At 42.9% G+C, this 19,194-nt stretch carries 12 protein-coding genes, 2 tRNA genes, 3 rRNA genes and 2 pseudogenes; 2 read left to right on the top strand and 17 right to left on the bottom strand.

What is annotated here, in order from left to right:
- Positions 1 to 29: 29 nt before the first annotated feature.
- Genes F985_RS19345 through F985_RS19320 form a run of 6 tightly spaced genes read right to left on the bottom strand, consistent with a single transcriptional unit; the run spans position 30 to position 8,365 of the window.
- Positions 30 to 1,970, bottom strand: coding sequence for an acetyl/propionyl/methylcrotonyl-CoA carboxylase subunit alpha (locus F985_RS19345; RefSeq protein ID WP_004704097.1), 1,941 nt, complete (start codon positions 1,968 to 1,970; stop codon positions 30 to 32).
- Between the two features lie 18 nt (positions 1,971 to 1,988).
- Complete coding sequence (locus tag F985_RS19340) at positions 1,989 to 2,825, bottom strand: enoyl-CoA hydratase/isomerase family protein (protein WP_004704095.1); 837 nt, start codon at positions 2,823 to 2,825, stop codon at positions 1,989 to 1,991.
- Positions 2,826 to 2,835: 10 nt separating this feature from the next.
- Complete coding sequence (locus F985_RS19335) at positions 2,836 to 3,993, bottom strand: acyl-CoA dehydrogenase family protein (protein ID WP_004704093.1); 1,158 nt, start codon at positions 3,991 to 3,993, stop codon at positions 2,836 to 2,838.
- 42 nt (positions 3,994 to 4,035) lie between these two features.
- Positions 4,036 to 5,649 (bottom strand): acyl-CoA carboxylase subunit beta, encoded by a 1,614-nt coding sequence (locus F985_RS19330; RefSeq protein WP_004704091.1) that lies wholly within the window; start codon positions 5,647 to 5,649, stop codon positions 4,036 to 4,038.
- A 2-nt stretch (positions 5,650 to 5,651) separates the two neighbouring features.
- Positions 5,652 to 6,539, bottom strand: coding sequence for an SDR family oxidoreductase (locus tag F985_RS19325; RefSeq protein ID WP_004704089.1), 888 nt, complete (start codon positions 6,537 to 6,539; stop codon positions 5,652 to 5,654).
- 20 nt (positions 6,540 to 6,559) lie between these two features.
- A complete protein-coding gene (locus F985_RS19320; protein WP_004704087.1) occupies positions 6,560 to 8,365 on the bottom strand; it encodes an acyclic terpene utilization AtuA family protein in 1,806 nt (601 codons plus the stop codon).
- A 185-nt stretch (positions 8,366 to 8,550) separates the two neighbouring features.
- Here F985_RS19320 and F985_RS19315 point away from each other — a divergent pair, with 185 nt between their 5' ends.
- Entirely contained in the window at positions 8,551 to 9,150 is a 600-nt protein-coding gene (locus F985_RS19315; protein ID WP_004704084.1) for a TetR/AcrR family transcriptional regulator, read from the top strand.
- Positions 9,147 to 9,647 carry a GNAT family N-acetyltransferase gene (locus F985_RS19310; RefSeq protein WP_004704081.1) on the top strand — a complete coding sequence of 167 codons (501 nt, stop codon included), beginning with the start codon at positions 9,147 to 9,149 and terminating at the stop codon, positions 9,645 to 9,647. Before F985_RS19315 ends, F985_RS19310 begins: the two co-directional genes overlap by 4 nt.
- A gap of 43 nt (positions 9,648 to 9,690) precedes the next feature.
- Here F985_RS19310 and F985_RS19305 read toward each other — a convergent pair whose 3' ends face one another.
- The 11 genes and pseudogenes from F985_RS19305 to F985_RS19260 all read right to left on the bottom strand — a co-directional run.
- Positions 9,691 to 10,854, bottom strand: a complete 1,164-nt coding sequence (locus F985_RS19305; protein WP_004704080.1) for an acyl-CoA dehydrogenase family protein — start codon at positions 10,852 to 10,854, stop codon at positions 9,691 to 9,693.
- 136 nt (positions 10,855 to 10,990) lie between these two features.
- A pseudogene (locus tag F985_RS25385) lies at positions 10,991 to 11,104 on the bottom strand (DUF4256 domain-containing protein); the annotation flags it as partial.
- 34 nt (positions 11,105 to 11,138) lie between these two features.
- The gene (locus F985_RS19300; protein ID WP_000343018.1) at positions 11,139 to 12,347 is read right to left on the bottom strand and encodes an IS256-like element ISAba26 family transposase; all 1,209 of its coding nucleotides are present in this window, start codon (positions 12,345 to 12,347) and stop codon (positions 11,139 to 11,141) included.
- 71 nt (positions 12,348 to 12,418) lie between these two features.
- Positions 12,419 to 12,880: pseudogene (locus tag F985_RS19295) on the bottom strand (DUF4256 domain-containing protein); the annotation flags it as partial.
- A 20-nt stretch (positions 12,881 to 12,900) separates the two neighbouring features.
- Positions 12,901 to 13,251: a GFA family protein gene (locus F985_RS19290; protein ID WP_004704074.1), complete on the bottom strand. Its 351-nt coding sequence runs from the start codon at positions 13,249 to 13,251 to the stop codon at positions 12,901 to 12,903.
- Between the two features lie 129 nt (positions 13,252 to 13,380).
- A complete protein-coding gene (locus F985_RS19285; RefSeq protein WP_004704072.1) occupies positions 13,381 to 13,776 on the bottom strand; it encodes a putative signal transducing protein in 396 nt (131 codons plus the stop codon).
- Between the two features lie 159 nt (positions 13,777 to 13,935).
- Positions 13,936 to 14,050 (bottom strand): 5S ribosomal RNA (rrf, locus tag F985_RS19280).
- 178 nt (positions 14,051 to 14,228) lie between these two features.
- Positions 14,229 to 17,119, bottom strand: a 23S ribosomal RNA gene (locus F985_RS19275).
- Positions 17,120 to 17,481: 362 nt separating this feature from the next.
- Positions 17,482 to 17,557: transfer RNA gene (locus F985_RS19270), tRNA-Ala, on the bottom strand.
- 56 nt (positions 17,558 to 17,613) lie between these two features.
- Positions 17,614 to 17,690 (bottom strand) — tRNA-Ile (locus F985_RS19265).
- A 59-nt stretch (positions 17,691 to 17,749) separates the two neighbouring features.
- A 16S ribosomal RNA gene (locus F985_RS19260) occupies positions 17,750 to 19,194 on the bottom strand; the annotation flags it as partial.

Here is a 19,194-nt window from a genome sequence, read left to right as displayed (position 1 = left end):
AAATACCGCCCAATAAGAGCGGTATTTTTTTATACTTGGATACTAAATAGCATTTGCCGTTTTTTAACTTGCTGCCCTTGTTGGCCTAAAACGTCTTCAATAATCCCATCAACATCAGATTTTATCTGCTGCTGGATTTTCATAGCTTCAAGCACTAGTAAGGTCTGACCTTTCACCACTTGATCGCCTTTATTCACCAGAATATTAACCACAGCACCATCCATTGGTGCACGAATTTTGCCATCACCAGCCGCATCAACTGTTTCTGGAGCGGCATAAGTTATGTTGCGAATTGCAACATTGCCATTATCTCGATCTAAATAAAGCTGATCACCATCTAATATATATTGGACACGGCGACGCACACCATTAATTAAATAAACTAGGTAATCTGGCGTTCTCTCAAGTACTTCAATGCAAACTGTTTGATCACAGAACTGGGCCGTGAATGCGTTATTTACAGATGAAAGCTGCAATTGGATTTGCTGATCATCATATTTAAGCTTTAATGGTAATGGTACGCCAAGCCCAGTTTGCCACATCGTAGTATTTTTACTTTGACTAAATAATGCCGATGCAATCGCTAATGTTTCTAAACACAGAACCTGCTTATGTAAGCTGCTGTCATTTTGAAAATGCTGTTGAATGAATGCAGTATTGGTATCCCCTGTAACAACGACTGGATGACGTAATAAATTGACCAAAAATTGTTTATTACTATTTACACCTAGCAAAACACAATCATCTACGGCACGAGCCAGTAAGCGAATCGCATCCTCACGGGTTTTACCGTATGCAATCACCTTTGCTACCATCGGATCGTAAAATGGACTGACTTCATCAGTTGCCAACATGCCATGATCAATTCGCACATTTGGCAAAGTTGCAGGCTGCCAACGCAGAACTTGTCCTGTCTGTGGTAAGAAATCCTGACGTGGGTCTTCTGCATACAAGCGCACCTCGATTGCATGACCGTTTAACATCAATTCATGTTGTTGCAAAGGCAATTGTTCACCATTCGCTACACGTAACTGCCATTCAACCAAGTCTAATCCAGTAATAAGTTCAGTAACCGGATGCTCAACCTGTAAACGGGTATTCATTTCTAAGAAATAAAATGCACCCGATGCATCAAGCAAAAACTCAACTGTCCCTGCTCCCACATAAGCACATGCTTTCGCTGCTGCTACAGCAGCTTCCCCCATGTGCTGACGTAGTTCAGACGTCATCACTGGACACGGCGCCTCTTCAACTACTTTTTGATGGCGGCGTTGGATTGAACAATCACGTTCAAACAAATAAACATAATTGCCATGTGTATCGCCAAAAACCTGAATTTCTACATGACGCGGTGCAATGACTGCCTTTTCTAAAATGAGCTCGCCAGAACCAAAAGCATTTTCAGCTTCGGAACGTGCGGTTTGCAATGCCTCAACCAATTCGGATGACTGTTCTACCAAACGCATTCCACGACCACCACCACCCGCAGAAGCTTTGACCATAATTGGAAAACCAATCTGTTCTGCTTGTCCTGCTAAATATTCGAGATCCTGTCGGTCACCTTCATAGCCTGGTACACAAGGGACGCCCGCCTCAATCATGGCAATTTTTGAAAGGCGTTTACTGCCCATTAACTCAATTGCAGAAGCAGTAGGCCCAATAAACGTAATCTGGTTGTCGATACAGACCTGAGCAAATTCAGTATTTTCTGACAAAAAACCATAACCAGGGTGAACAGCATCTGCCCCAGTTTTTTTGCAAGCATCTATTATCTTGGTAATAGAAAGATAAGACTCAGATACTTTGGAAGCACCAATATAGACAGCTTCATCTGCCTCTTGCACATGGCGAGCATTACGGTCTGCATCGGAATAGACCGCCACAGTTTGATAACCCATTGCTTTGGCTGTTTGCATGACTCGAACTGCAATTTCACCACGATTGGCAACCAGTATTTTTGAAAATTTCATTATTTTTATCCTTATCTCTTATGATTCATCGGCCCAATTTGGTAACCTTTTCTGGATAAAAGCCATCGTTCCTTCTTGTCCTTCAGCACCACCAACCGCTTGAGCAAACTGCTGTGCAGCATCATCTAGCAACTCATTTAAAGGCTCATTGAGTGTTCTCTGTAACAGTGCTTTAGTCACACGTGAAGCTTGAGGAGCTGCTCGTTTAATGTGTTGAATGGTTTCCTCTAAAGCTTGTTCAAGTTCAATTTCATTATGTGCAATTTGATGAACCACACCGACACTCAGTGCTGTATGCCCTTCAAAACGCATGCCGAGTAAAGCCAGTCGGCGTGCCTGAGTCAGGCCAATACGTCTCACCACGAAAGGAGCAATTTGAGCAGGAATCACACCAAGCCCAGTTTCAGGTAAACCAAACTGCGCATTATCACGGCTAATGGCAACATCAGAAACACATGCCAGCCCAAAACCTCCACCTAACACCACACCTTCTAAAATCACCACAACAGTCTGTGGTGCAGCTTCAACTTGCTCAAGCATGGCACCAAAACGGCGGTTAAAGTCAGTATAAGGTTGTAGGCTACCAACGTTAGTTGCTTCAACGCGTAAAGCAGCCATGTCTTTAATGTCACCACCTGCGCAGAAAGTTCCACCTTCACCACGAATGATGACTGCACGAATTGAAAGGTCATCGCGAATGGCAGTGAAAACTTGCTGAATGGCATTGACCATATTCAAGTTCATGGCATTACGGCTTTCTGGTCGGTTTAACCAGAGATATAAAATACTGCCGTCTTGTTCTAATTGAATACTGTCATCAATATCTAAAGCTTGAAGCGATGCTGAAAGTGTCATGGTTGATTCCTTATTTTTGTTTTTTTGGCAAGATATCCATCAACTTACAGATAATCCCCAACATAATCTCATCTGCGCCACCGCCAATAGAGCCTAAACGACCATCACGATATAGCTGGGATGCAGGGTTATCCCACATAAAGCCGTTACCGCCCCAATATTGCAGACAGCTATCGGCAACTTCACGGGTTAAACGTCCTGCTTTTAGTTTTGCCATAGATGCCAGCTTGGTCACATCTTCCCCAGCAATATGCTGTTCACAAGCTTGATAGGTTAAGGCTTTAAGCGCTTCCACTTCGGTCATGAGTTCAGCAAAACGGAAGTGAATATATTGGTTATTAATAAGTGGCTGACCAAACGTCGTACGCTCTTTGGTATAGTCGATAGTCTTTTGGATTAAATTTTCCAAACCACCAATGGCATTGGCACATGCCCATAAGCGCTCTTCCTGAAATTGCATCATCTGCATCATGAAGCCCATACCTTCAACGCCAACCAAGTTACGCTGCGGTACACGGACATTGTCTAAATAAACTTGCGCTGTGGTCGTTGAACGCATCCCTAATTTATTAAGTGGCTCTGAAAAACTAATCCCTTTGGTTTTTGCTGGCACAATAATCATCGACTTGTTGACGTGAGGTTTATCGTCAGATGTGTTCGCCAATAGGCAGAAGAAATCAGCCTGCAATGAGTTGGTAATCCACATTTTACTGCCGTTAATGACATAGTCATCGCCATCTTTTTTAGCAGTGGTTTTAATAGCAGCCACATCCGAACCAGCATGCACTTCCGATACTGCAATTGAGGCAACATATTCTCCAGCAATCGCTGGTGTTAAAAACTCATCGCGTAATTCTTTACTACCAAAACGCGCCAAAGCAGGTGTTGCCATGTCCGTTTGTACACCAATTGCCAAAGGTACCCCGCCACAAGCTGCATAGCCAATTTCTTCTGCAACCACAAGGTTATAAGAATAATCTAACGCTAAACCGCCATTTTCCTCAGGCTTACAAATCCCCAATAAACCAAGATCACCCATCTTTTTAAATACATCATGGATTGGGAAACGTCCCGCAGCTTCCCATTCTGGAATATGTGGATTCAGCTCATTTTGAACAAATTGACGAGCTGTACGGCGTAATGCTTCATGTTCGGCAGTAAATTTCATGGTGCTATTCCTATTAATTTTTTTAATTGCGGTAAAGGTTGATTAAAAACGGGACACACCAAAACGAGTTGGATTTAGCTCTCGTTGCTGTGATTCATAAATGGTTTGTAAAAGGAAAATTAATAATTTTCGACTATCTCGCGGATCGATAATGCCGTCGTCATGTAGCATGGCCGTATTGAAAAGCGCGGTAGATTGTTGTTCCAATTTCATGGCCGTGCTTTGCTCAAGAAAATCGAGCATTTGCGGATTCGGTTCCTGACCGGAAGCTTTTTGTTTTCCTTCAGCCACAATGCGTAGCACTTTTCCGGCTTGAGCAGCACCCATTACGGCAACATGCGAATTTGGCCAAGCAAAAATAAAGTCTGGCGATAAACTCCGACCACACATCGCGTAGTTACCTGCACCATATGACCCTGCCACAACAATTGAAATTTTAGGTACAGAACAATTAGCAACAGCTTGAATCAGTTTCGAGCCATGCTTGATAATGCCATTTTGCTCTGCATCAGTTCCCACCATAAAACCAGTGGTGTTATGCAAGAACAATACTGGACGCTTGGTCTGCTCACATAGGTGAATAAACTGAGCTGCCTTCGCTGCTCCTTGAGGCGTAATCGGACCATTATTGGTAATAATACCGATATGCAAACCTCCAATTTTTGCCCAGCCACATACTGTTAAATCATCATATTCCTGTTTAAATTCTAGAAAATCTGAATCGTCAATAATGCGAGCAACCACTTCTTTCATATCAAATGGTTGTTTAGGATCACTTGGAATAATACCCAACAGTTCCTCAGTATCGTAACGAGGTTCTTTATAAGACACATCAACTGGTTTGATTTGCTCTTTCCAGTTCAGATGTTCAAAAATTTCACGTGCAAGTCGAATACCATCAGCGTCATTTTCAGCTAAATATTCTGCTGTTCCGGCAACCTGTGCATGCATTTCTGCTCCGCCCAACTCTTCAGCTGTTGCAACTTCACCAGTGGCAGCTAAAAGTAAAGGTGGACCTGCAAGAAGCATTTCGGTTTGTTTGCGTACAGCAATGACATAATCGGAAAGACCGGGTTGATAAGCCCCTCCTGCCGTTGCATTACCATGAACAACTGCAAGCTGTGGAATGCCTGCCGCTGAAAGACGTGCCTGATTGGCAAAGGTCATACCGCCATAGGTAAATACTTCAGCAGCATAATTAAGGTTAGCACCACCACTTTCGGTCAGCGTAATTAACGGGAGCTTTTGTTCCAAAGCAATTTTTTGCAGGCGTAAGGTTTTCTGCACACCCATGGGTGACATGGTTCCGCCTTTGATTGCACTATTACTTGCAGAAACCAGACAACGTACACCACTGACAAAACCTATGCCGGCAATTACGCCACCACCAGCTTCGGAGCCATCCTTGTCATCATGCATGTTATAGCCAACCAAGCCACACAGCTCAACAAAAGGTGAATCCGCATCTAACAATAATCGTACACGCTCATGCGGCAGAATCTTGCCCTTTTTATCGAATTTCGGTTTGGCAGCATATGATTTATCAATGCTTTTTTGCTGAATTGCACGGACTTCTCTCAGTTGAGTAAGCAATGCCTCTTTATTCTTTTGATACTGTTCACTACCAACAGCAATTTCGGATTGGAGAATAGTCACTGTTATTCCTCCTCAGCCTCAGTTTTTTTCTGAAAAATTTCAGGAATAAACGCGCGATGGAAACCATTATAAGACTGACTATTTGTCGCTTCGGCTAGTGGGTACATGCGTGTCCCTTGCGATGCAGCGCCATCAATACGCAAAGTTATACCTGACACAAAAGCCGCTGCATCAGATAGTAAATAACAAATCGCCGACGATACTTCTGACTCAGTTCCCATACGTTTTAGCGGTACATTGCCAGCAAGACTTGGAATAATTACTTTGGCAAAATCACCACTATAATTATCCATACCAGATGACACAATCCATCCCGGTGCAACCGCATTTACACGAACGCCAGATTTCCCCCACTCAACCGATGCTGTTTTAGTTAAGTTATCAACCCCTGAACGCGCAGCACCTGAATGTCCCATTCCCGGCATGCCGCCCCACATATCAGCAGTCATATTGACAATACTGCCACCATGTTTAGCCATCCATTGGTTATAAGCTTCACGCATTAAATAGAACGTTGCGTGTAAATTATTACGCACGACTGCATCGAAACCATTCGCCGAAATATTCTCTAACGCTGAAGGGAACTGGCCGCCCGCATTATTAACTAAACCATCAAGCTTGCCGAACTTCTCAATTACTTCGGCAATCATATTCTTCACTTGTTCTTCTTCTCGGTTATCACACACAATAAAATGAACGAGTCCACCATCTTCTGTAATTTCTTGGCTTACTTTTTCCAGTTTTTCAATTTTGCGTCCTGTAATCACCACTTGAGCGCCAAGAGCTGCAAGCTCATGTGCAGTACAGCGTCCTATTCCAGAGCCACCACCTGTCACAATTACTACTTTATTAGCGAAAGCATCTGGTCTAAAAATTGATTGATAAATCATCTTTGTTTCATCCATTCATTTTATTTTTCTAAAAGATTTGCCGGAACTTTGACAGGCATATCCAATAATTGCTGTGCAAATGCTTTACCTTGTGGGTCGATACGTAAGCTTGCAACACCACCGCCACCCAAGGCATTCTCCAACATAAAATTCAGTGCATTTAAACCCGGTAACTCATAACGAATTACTCGCCCTTTCTCTGCATCCAAGACATGCTGCATATAACTTGCAACCGTCTGTTCAGTCAGTGCTGCACGAATCCATGGTAAATATTCTGCTTTACGCGCAATCACACCGATATTGCTATGATTGCCTTTATCACCACTGCGGGCATGCGCAATTTCAATCAAAGGAACTTTAATTTCATCTCCTTGATATACCGCACTTTTACCAGTTGCTAAGGTATTGAATTGCTCTGTAAAAGTGCCCCGAGGAATCTCAACTAGATAGCGGTTCCCATCAAAATCGATTTCGACATTGACCTGATTTTTATCAATTAAAAATGAAAATAATTTAATCACTGGAGATGCTTTTGGTCGACCTCCGACAATTCCTGCCAAGGCTGGAGCCATACCTGTTGAAGCCTGTGCAATTTCAGATGCAAAGAACATACACGCTTCTTTAAACATGTGTTTTACAGCTATTTTGACCACAACTTCACGGCTATTTAATGCTTGAGCATGTGCTCCATAAGTACTTTCAATACCTAAGATTTCAACCGACTTTTCACTAAATGGTGGCACCGAACGCATTGCTAAAACACGCTCACATTTAGTCAAAATCGCATCAGCAATGACTTGTGCTTTTTGTGGTGCTTCACGGCCTGCAATTAAAAAACTGACTAAAACCCGATAACCATCAGGATAAGTCGCACTAACTTTATATTGTGTAGTCGGTGCTTGTCCTTTTGCACCCGTCACACGAACTCGATGCTCTCCGATTTGTTCTAAATACACCTGACTGAAATCAGCAATTACATCGGGTAGTAAATATGCTTGAGGATTGCCAATTTCATAAACAATTTGTTCAGCAACCGTGGCGGTAGAAACCAGACCACCTGTCCCTTGTGGTTTGGTTACAACGAATGAACCATCTTCACTCACTTCAACCACTGGAAACCCCATGTTGTCGAAGCCTTGTACTAGGCGCCAATCGGTAAAATTACCGCCTGTACATTGCGCACCACATTCAATCACATGACCTGCCAGCGAGCCTTGTGCCAACTTATCGTAGTCATCTAAAGACCATTGATATTCATGAAGTAAAGGGGCAAGCACCACAGCAGAGTCAACCACACGGCCAGTAATTACAATATCTGCCCCCAGATTTAAGGCATCTCGAATAGCCACTGCTCCTAAATAAGCATTACTACTCACCACCTGTTCCGGCAAAGCTTCACCGCTAAACATTTCCTGAATATTTTGCTGCTTAAGTTGTTCATGCTGCGCTAAAAGATCATCGCCTAACACCACAGCCACTTTCAGATCTAGACCATATTCTTTAATTATTTTTTGCAAGGCATCTCGACACGCCAATGGATTAACACCACCAGCATTACTAATCACCCTAATCTTTTTCTCTGCAATTTTTTTAAGTAGAGGTGCCATGACTCGGCTGACAAAATCCAAAGCATAGCCATGCTTTGGTTCCACCATCTTCGCTTTTGCCATAATCGACATGGTGATCTCTGACAAATAATCAAAAACCAAATAATTAATATCGGTTAGATGTACTAATTGGAAAGCGGCAGTATTGGTATCTCCCCAAAAACCTGAAGCACAACCTATTTTTACGACACGTTCATCATCCTGTTGATTACTTGCCATTTTATTTCTCATTATTTTGTTTAAAAATTAAACTCAACATTACCAAGCAAGCGCTTGGTTTGTAAAGAGCAAAATGTTATTGTGAAATTGACCAAAACTGCCAAACTCGAGAGCTCAGCTAAAACATGATGAGATTTGGCAACCTTTTCTGTTAAGTATTTTTATATAAAGGATTCGGCTTTCGCATGATTGCTACTTCAATTGAACAGATTCCAACTATTTCTTGCTTTGACGATAGCCCACGCGGTCGTTTATTACGGGGGGCCGCCTACCTATTTCATAAACAAGGCTATGATAAAACTACTGTACGCGAACTTGCTCAATTTATTGGAATCCAATCGGGAAGCTTATTCCACCACTTTAAAAGTAAAGATGACATCCTCGCTCACGTGATGGAGGAAACCATTATTTACAATCTTGCTCGTTTACAAGATGCGGCAGCCCAATCTACTAATCCAGAACAACAATTACGTGCCCTTATTAAAGCTGAACTCATTTCAATTACTGGAGATACTGGTGCAGCCATGGCTGTTTTGGTTTATGAATGGTTTGCCTTGTCAAAAGAAAAACAAGATTATCTTTTAAAAATGCGTAATGAATATGAGCAAATCTGGATAGATGTGATTGAAAAATTACGTACTGAAGGCAAGGTAAAGCATGCTGCCTTTATTTGGCGAAGATTAGTTGGTGGGGCAATTTCATGGACCGTAACTTGGTATAAAGCTGAGGGTGAAGTTAAAATTGATGAGTTAACAGAAATGGTTTGGGAGATGGCTTTGAAATGAGTTCTGTCTACTTGCGTAAACCTCATATAAATGACTTAGCTGAAATTAGAGAAGCATATAAAAACAGTATGCAATTGCATCAACCTTGGACCTACCCTCCAGCTAACTTTCAAACATATTTAGAACAGGAACATCGTTATTTTGTTTGTTTAACAACAAGCCATGCTATTGCTGGAACATTTAATATTTCAAATATTATACGCGGTCACTTTCATTCTGCCTATTTAGGTTATGAAGCATTTCATCCCTATCAAGGTCATGGCTATATGACGCAAGGCCTCAAATTATTACTCAATGAAGCATTCAAAAATTTAAATTTACATAGGTTAGAAGCAAATATACAACCTGATAATATTGTCTCGATTCAACTAGTTGCCAATGCTGGTTTCATTAAAGAAGGTTTTTCTCGGCAATATCTTCGAATTGGAGGAAAAACATGGAAAGATCATGAACGTTGGGCAATTTTAAATGAGAAATGGATAGAACCATCTCAGTAAAGTCTGAATGAAATGGTTTATACAAGCAAAACCTACTCTAAAATTAATAACCTAACTGTTTACTAATTAAATCTTTCATAATTTCTTCAGCACCACCACCAATCATATTGACCTTCACTTCACGGTAAATACGTTCAGACTTAGTTCCACGCATAAAGCCCATACCACCTAATGTTTGCACAGCTGCATCAGCACAAAATTGCATAGTGCGAGTCGCAACATTTTTCAGCATCGAAATTTGCGCTACTAACTCAGGTCCTTGTAACTTCGGCTGAGTCATTTTCCATGCAGTTTCTTCAAGCAATGCCCGTGTTGAGGTTAATTGCGTTGCCATATCTACCAATTTATGACGAACCACTTGATGATCAATTAATCTCTTACCAAAAGTTTTTCGTTGTTGCGCCCAATCTAAAGCTTCTTCATAACAGACTAATGCATACCCATAAGCGACTACTCCCAAGAAGAATCGCTCCATATTAAAGTTATTCATAATAACTTTAAAACCAGCGTTTTCTTTGCCGAGCAGATTTGATGTAGGTACTCGTACTTTATCAAAATGCAAATGCGCCGTATCAGAAGCCCACCATCCCATTTTCTTTAAAGGTGTTTTAGTAATTCCTTCACTATGCGCATCAACGAGCAACATTGAAATACCTTCAGCTCCTGTTTTAGTTGGGTCTGTACGCACTGCAACTGTATAGTAATCTGCACGAATCCCCGATGTGATAAATGTCTTCTCACCCGAGACAATGTAGTAATCGCCATCACGAACAGCTTTAGTCAGTAATGCAGCGACATCCGAGCCACCACCAGGTTCTGTAATAGCTAAAGCAGAAATTTTTTCACCGGAAATAATACCTGGTAGGACTCTAGCCTTTAACTCCTCACTTCCAAAGTGCTGAATGGGAGGGGCGCCAATTGTGTGTACCATGAGTGAGGTATGCACTCCCCCAGAACCCGCCTTTGCCATTTCAATACCAGCCAGCAATGAATAGAATGGATCTGCATCAGGAATACCACCATATTCTTCTGAAAAACCTAGACCTAATAGGCCAATTTCAGCTGCCTTTCTATAAAGCTCTCTAGGAAATGTCTCAGCCTCATCCCATTCATTAACGAAAGGTGCCATTTCTTTTTGTACAAATCGACGAACATTGTCAGCAAAAGCAATGTGTTGTTCATTATAGTAAATTGGGTTAAGTTGCATGTTTAGAAATGTCCTGATGTTTTTATTTAATTCCTAAACATATCTTGTCATGTTTACAGTCAATCAAAAGTTGCAAGAATCTCCATTTTCTTGGCATAAAACATCAAACAGAATTATTTATATTTATGTACAACGCTTATACTCTCAAGCAGCAGCGAAAACCACGAACAGCATAATAAGACTGTGCTCCATTATGATAAATGAAGACCCGACCATAACGTCGGTCAGCAAAAAGTGCTCCATCTAACCGGAGCCTGTAAATTATTTTGTGTAAGTTCCATTTTTTATAAATGATCTTTTAATCGATCATCGAACTGAATCGTAAACCAATTCATTGCTAAACGCCAATTTTGAATTGGCATCGTCCATTTCTTCGCAGCATTTGATGTTGCTAAGTAAATGACCTTCTTTACTGAGTCATCAGATGAAAAGATTTTCCTTTTCTTCGTTGAATGGCGTATTACGCTATTCAACGACTCAATCGCATTTGTTGTATAAATTGCATGACGTATTTCGGCTGGATAGCTAAAGATCGTTCGGATATTTTCCCAATTGGCCCGCCAGGATTCTCCAATTTTGGGATACTGGTGATTCCATTGATCACAGAAGATGTCTAGGGATTTTAAAGCATTTTCCTCTGTACTTGCCTGATAAATCGCTTTCAGACCCGACGTAACAGCTTTGTAGTCTTTCCAGCTTACAAATCTCAGGCTATTGCGTACAACATGCACGATACACAGTTGAATATCAGTATGAGGGTAAACAGAGGCTATCGCGTCAGGGAAGCCTTTTAATCCATCTACACAGGCAACAAGAATGTCCTGTACTCCTCGATTTTTTAGCTCTGTCATGACTGACAGCCAGAATTTGGCACCTTCTGTCTGAGCAATCCACATACCCAGTAATTCTTTTTGCCCATCCATATTGATGCCTAAAGCAAGGTATACGGACTTGTTAATCACATTGGAGTGCTGACGGACTTTGACAACAATACAGTCAAGATAGACAACAGGATAAAGGCTATCTAAGGCTCTATTTTGCCACTCAGTCACTTGCTCAATCACAGCATCGGTAACTTTGCTGATGAGAGATGCTGACACATCGGCATCGTACATTTCTTTGAAGAAGGCTACAATTTCCCTATTAGTCATTCCTTTTGCATACAGTGAGAGGATTTGGTCATCCATACTGGTGATGCGTGTTTGGTGCTTTTTGATAATTTGTGGCTCAAATGAACCTTCTCGATCACGGGGAATATCTAAAGCCAGTTGTCCATCTTGAGTTGTAATGGTTTTAGAACTAAACCCATTACGGCTATTTGAGCCTTTCTTGGGCTGATGCTTTTCATAACCGAGATGGTCTGAAAGTTCAGTATTGAGTGCAGTTTCAATCATGAATTTTTTAAAGACTGCTGTCATTTGGTTTAAGTCTTCTGGTGTTTTTAGACCTTTAGCCAATTCGGCAGCCATACTTTTGATTGTTGCTTCATCCATGTGAAGTACCTTTTGTAATTATCCTCTGAAGGATAAATGAAAATTAAGTACTTACACAAAATTTAGAACAGTCCCTCTAACCGTCGAATCTCATCAGGAGTTTTAAGCCAACTTGATGTTTTAAGATCAAACTCCTCTAACATTTGTAAATCATGGTATTGCTCTTCTGTGAGAAGCTCAACTCCCATTTCATTAGCTAGATCTATTACACTGTTTTTTGGAGGATGATCTTTTCTAGATTCCAAAGCTTCTCGATCATAACAAAGACTCCTACGACCTTTTGGACTCTCAGGAGAACAATCTACAAATAAATACTCATCCTTCTGTTGATCGTACGAGACAACGTCAGGTTCTCCTCCAGTATTTTCCATTTCTTGCAATGACCACAATTTTTCAGGCGATTCTAATAATTTAGCTCGTACATTTATCCAATCAATTTCTTTATGGCGATGTGTGTTCTTTTCAAATCTCTTCTTTAATAGTTCAAGCAGTGAATCTATTTCTGTTGAAGTTAATTGTTTTTTAGTTGTCATTGAATAAATCCTTATAATTATTAAACTGAACGTGCATCAAAATAATTTATTTTTATTTTTTCTAAATCTATATCATCTATGCATCGAGCATTAATCGCAAAGATTGAATTACCTTGACTATCTATACCTTGGGCATAAGGATGAATACCGCAATTTTTACAGAAATGATGATTAATCACATGCTTGTTAAAAGTGTAATTCGCTAAAATATCAGGAGAATCTAAAGTAACTGTAACTTGATTAGTGGGTAGAAACCAAAGTAAAGACCCTTTCTTTTGGCAAATGGAACAATTACAAGATAAAACTTCTATTAGCTCACCTTCTACGACAAACTTCACCTGTCCGCAGTGACAACTTCCTCTATATTCCATAACATTCTTCCCTTTATAATTTTTTATAGTTTTATAATACTCCTTGTTATAGATCAATTTTTAATCTTATTCCAGACTTTGGCTTTTTCTTCATAATAAACCCTAATAAATTGAAGTAATTATCAATCACTAACTCCAAAAATATTGGCATTGTTTGCATCTATTACCATTTTTAAAAGAAAACAAAGGTAAACCGAAGAACATGAAAGCCACAAATGCTGATTTTTTCCCTTGTGTGTAGGCTTCAATATCATAACTTCCACAGTTAGGACATTGCTCTTTATTTTTTCCAAATTCTTGCTCTAAGTCTTCACTAAAATCTTTTTCAAGGAAAGCTTTCGCATCATGAACATCTTTTTCTAGTACTAATAAACGAACTCCACCCAATGCATTTGAATAAAACCAGTCCATATTAATTGTATGTTCATTTTCAATACGAGCAGGGATTCCAAAAGCCTCTAATTGAGTTTTTGCAATTTGTGCCTCATACGGAAACGAAAAAGTTTTAACTAAGATCCATTGCATATTAAATTTATAATAAGGTGATTAGTTTCAGAATAGCTTTATTTCTTTATAAATTGAATTAAATTTAATCTCTAAAGGATTAGTAATTAACTTTCCGCTTTTATTCCACGCAATAAGCAACACCCCGGTTTCTTTTGAGACCGGGGTGTTTGAATAATGAGCTGGCGATGACTTACTCTCACATGGGTAACCCCACACTACCATCAGCGCTAAGAGGTTTCACTTCTGAGTTCGGGAAGGGATCAGGTGGTTCACTCTTGCTATGGTCGCCAGCACAACTGTTTATGGATACTTGCTTTGGTCTTATTGATTGCCGAAGCGTTTTCCAAATCTTTACAGATTGGGCTGATTGAATCTGACTTGTTCATTTTATCTAGTGGAATAACTAAATCAAGTTTGTTTGTAGATTTATGAATCGATTGATGCTTTATATACAACTGCTTGGGTGTTGTATAGTCAAGCCTCACGAGCAATTAGTATTGGTCAGCTTCACATATCACTATGCTTCCACATCCAACCTATCAACGTCCTAGTCTCGAACGGCTCTTTAGAGGAATAAATTCCTAGGGAAATCTTATCTTGAGGTAGGCTTCCCGCTTAGATGCTTTCAGCGGTTATCCCTTCCGAACATAGCTACCCGGCGATGCGACTGGCGTCACAACCGGTACACCAGAGGTTCGTCCACTCTGGTCCTCTCGTACTAGGAGCAGATCCTCTCAAATTTCCAGCGCCCACGGTAGATAGGGACCGAACTGTCTCACGACGTTCTAAACCCAGCTCGCGTACCTCTTTAAATGGCGAACAGCCATACCCTTGGGACCTGCTTCAGCCCCAGGATGAGATGAGCCGACATCGAGGTGCCAAACACCGCCGTCGATATGAACTCTTGGGCGGTATCAGCCTGTTATCCCCAGAGTACCTTTTATCCGTTGAGCGATGGCCCTTCCATACAGAACCACCGGATCACTAAGACCTACTTTCGTACCTGCTCGACTTGTGGGTCTCGCAGTTAAGCGCGCTTTTGCCTTTATACTCTACGCGTGATTTCCGACCACGCTGAGCGCACCTTCGTACTCCTCCGTTACTCTTTAGGAGGAGACCGCCCCAGTCAAACTACCCACCAGACACGGTCCTCGTCCCGGATAACGGGACAGAGTTAGAACCTCAACATTACCAGGGTGGTATTTCAAGGACGGCTCCATTGGAACTAGCGTTCCAACTTCAAAGCCTCCCACCTATCCTACACAAGTAAGGTCAAAGTTCAGTGTCAAGCTGCAGTAAAGGTTCACGGGGTCTTTCCGTCTAGCCGCGGGTACACTGCATCTTCACAGCGATTTCGATTTCACTGAGCCTCTGCTGGAGACAGCGCCGCCATCATTATGCCATTCGTGCAGGTCGGAACTTACCCGACAAGGAATTTCGCTACCTTAGGACCGTTATAGTTACGGCCGCCGTTTACTGGGGCTTCGATCAAGAGCTTCGCTTACGCTAACCCCATCAATTAACCTTCCAGCACCGGGCAGGCATCACACCCTATACGTCCACTTTCGTGTTTGCAGAGTGCTATGTTTTTAATAAACAGTTGCAGCGGCCTGGTTTCTGCGGCTGTCATCAGCTCAGGAAGCAAGTTCCATCACCAACAACAGCGTACCTTCTCCCGAAGTTACGGTACCATTTTGCCTAGTTCCTTCAGCAGAGTTCTCTCAAGCGCCTTGGTCTACTCGACCTGACCACCTGTGTCGGTTTCGGGTACGATTCCTGTGTAACTGAAGCTTAGAGACTTTTCCTGGAAGCATGGTATCAGCCACTTCGCTGTACAAGTACAGCTTGCTATCGGATCTCAGTATAGAGTACCCCGGATTTGCCTAAGATACATACCTACATCCTTCCACCTGGACAACCAACGCCAGGCTGACTTAACCTTCTCCGTCCTCTCATCGCATTACACAGAAGTATTGGAATATTAACCAATTTCCCATCGACTACGCCTTTCGGCCTCGCCTTAGGGGTCGACTCACCCAGCCCCGATTAACGTTGGACTGGAACCCTTGGTCTTTCGGCGAACGGGTTTTTCACCCGTTTTGTCGTTACTCACGTCAGCATTCGCACTTCTGATACCTCCAGCATACTTCTCAATACACCTTCATCGGCTTACAGAACGCTCCCCTACCACTTGACTAATGTCAAATCCGCAGCTTCGGCACATAGTTTTAGCCCCGTTACATCTTCCGCGCAGGCCGACTCGACTAGTGAGCTATTACGCTTTCTTTAAAGGGTGGCTGCTTCTAAGCCAACCTCCTAGCTGTCTATGCCTTCCCACATCGTTTCCCACTTAACTATGATTTTGGGGCCTTAGCTGGCGGTCTGGATTGTTTTCCTCTTGACTACGGACGTTAGCACCCGCAGTCTGTCTCCCGGATAGTACTCATAGGTATTCGGAGTTTGCATCGGTTTGGTAAGTCGGGATGACCCCCTAGCCGAAACAGTGCTCTACCCCCTATGGTATTCGTCCGAGGCGCTACCTAAATAGCTTTCGGGGAGAACCAGCTATCACCAGGCTTGATTAGCCTTTCACCCCTATCCACAAGTCATCCCCTGGCTTTTCAACGACAGTGGGTTCGGTCCTCCAGTTAGTGTTACCCAACCTTCAACCTGCTCATGGATAGATCGCCTGGTTTCGGGTCTATACCCAGCAACTAAACGCCCTATTAAGACTCGATTTCTCTACGGCTCCCCTATACGGTTAACCTTGCTACTGAATATAAGTCGCTGACCCATTATACAAAAGGTACGCAGTCACCGAACAAGTCGGCTCCCACTGCTTGTATGCATGCGGTTTCAGGATCTATTTCACTCCCCTCACAGGGGTTCTTTTCGCCTTTCCCTCACGGTACTGGTTCACTATCGGTCAGTCAGGAGTATTTAGCCTTGGAGGATGGTCCCCCCATATTCAGACAAGGTTTCACGTGCCTCGCCCTACTCGTCATCATTATGTGTGCCCTTTCGTGTACGGGAATATCACCCTCTACGTTCGCACTTCCCAGAGCGTTCCACTAAAACACACATAACTTAATGGGCTGATCCCCGTTCGCTCGCCGCTACTGAGGGAATCTCAATTGATTTCTTTTCCTAAGGGTACTGAGATGTTTCACTTCCCCTCGTTCGCTTTGCAACACTATGTATTCATGTTGCAATACCTACCTTAAAGTAGGTGGGTTCCCCCATTCAGAAATCTCCGGATCACAGGATATTTGCCGCCTCCCCGGAGCTTTTCGCAGGCTATCACGTCTTTCATCGCCTCTGACTGCCAAGGCATCCACCACATGCACTTAATTACTTGACTATACAACCCCAAACAGTCGTTACACCTACAAGTTGGTGTAGCAACAGAACAAATGATCTCTCATTCATCCATACAGTTCGAAGTACTGTGTATCTAAACACTGTACAGCTTCAATCTAAATTCATATACCAAAACGCTTGATTCAGTTAATTTGCTAGTTCTCAATTCATCTAGATTAATTGCTTAATCTAAACTCTTGAGTGAACAATTTATTTCAGACTCAATTTTGCCAATCTGTTAATGAATAAACATGCCTTCGTCAGGTCATGCTTAATACCGTGATACTTAAATCACAGAAGTTAATAAACCAAGACCGAAATCTCTATTTACTAATTTCTGTAATCCGAACTTCTCTTAAGTTCTGGTGGAGACTAGGAGAGTCGAACTCCTGACCTCCTGCGTGCAAAGCAGGCGCTCTACCAACTAAGCTAAGTCCCCAGCTTACATCATCAGTCATGTATCTTTTTATCTACAACTTCAACCAGTCAAAGTCATGGTGGGTCTGACAAGACTTGAACTTGTGACCCCACGCTTATCAAGCGTGTGCTCTAACCAACTGAGCTACAGACCCTCAGATACATCTATGAAGAACAACTTGTTGTGGATTCTTACCAATCGTCAATCTTTCGTTAAGGAGGTGATCCAGCCGCAGGTTCCCCTACGGCTACCTTGTTACGACTTCACCCCAGTCATCGGCCACACCGTGGTAACCGCCCTCTTTGCAGTTAGGCTAGCTACTTCTGGTGCAACAAACTCCCATGGTGTGACGGGCGGTGTGTACAAGGCCCGGGAACGTATTCACCGCGGCATTCTGATCCGCGATTACTAGCGATTCCGACTTCATGGAGTCGAGTTGCAGACTCCAATCCGGACTACGATCGGCTTTTTGAGATTAGCATCACATCGCTGTGTAGCAACCCTTTGTACCGACCATTGTAGCACGTGTGTAGCCCTGGCCGTAAGGGCCATGATGACTTGACGTCGTCCCCGCCTTCCTCCAGTTTGTCACTGGCAGTATCCTTAAAGTTCCCGACATTACTCGCTGGCAAATAAGGAAAAGGGTTGCGCTCGTTGCGGGACTTAACCCAACATCTCACGACACGAGCTGACGACAGCCATGCAGCACCTGTATGTAAGTTCCCGAAGGCACCAATCCATCTCTGGAAAGTTCTTACTATGTCAAGGCCAGGTAAGGTTCTTCGCGTTGCATCGAATTAAACCACATGCTCCACCGCTTGTGCGGGCCCCCGTCAATTCATTTGAGTTTTAGTCTTGCGACCGTACTCCCCAGGCGGTCTACTTATCGCGTTAGCTGCGCCACTAAAGCCTCAAAGGCCCCAACGGCTAGTAGACATCGTTTACGGCATGGACTACCAGGGTATCTAATCCTGTTTGCTCCCCATGCTTTCGCACCTCAGCGTCAGTGTTAGGCCAGATGGCTGCCTTCGCCATCGGTATTCCTCCAGATCTCTACGCATTTCACCGCTACACCTGGAATTCTACCATCCTCTCCCACACTCTAGCTAACCAGTATCGAATGCAATTCCCAAGTTAAGCTCGGGGATTTCACATTTGACTTAATTAGCCGCCTACGCGCGCTTTACGCCCAGTAAATCCGATTAACGCTTGCACCCTCTGTATTACCGCGGCTGCTGGCACAGAGTTAGCCGGTGCTTATTCTGCGAGTAACGTCCACTATCTCTAGGTATTAACTAAAGTAGCCTCCTCCTCGCTTAAAGTGCTTTACAACCATAAGGCCTTCTTCACACACGCGGCATGGCTGGATCAGGGTTCCCCCCATTGTCCAATATTCCCCACTGCTGCCTCCCGTAGGAGTCTGGGCCGTGTCTCAGTCCCAGTGTGGCGGATCATCCTCTCAGACCCGCTACAGATCGTCGCCTTGGTAGGCCTTTACCCCACCAACTAGCTAATCCGACTTAGGCTCATCTATTAGCGCAAGGTCCGAAGATCCCCTGCTTTCTCCCGTAGGACGTATGCGGTATTAGCATCCCTTTCGAGATGTTGTCCCCCACTAATAGGCAGATTCCTAAGCATTACTCACCCGTCCGCCGCTA

The organism is Acinetobacter seifertii (assembly GCF_000368065.1).
GTDB classification, from domain to species: domain Bacteria; phylum Pseudomonadota; class Gammaproteobacteria; order Pseudomonadales; family Moraxellaceae; genus Acinetobacter; species Acinetobacter seifertii.
This window is presented reverse-complemented; position numbering and strand designations above follow the sequence as displayed.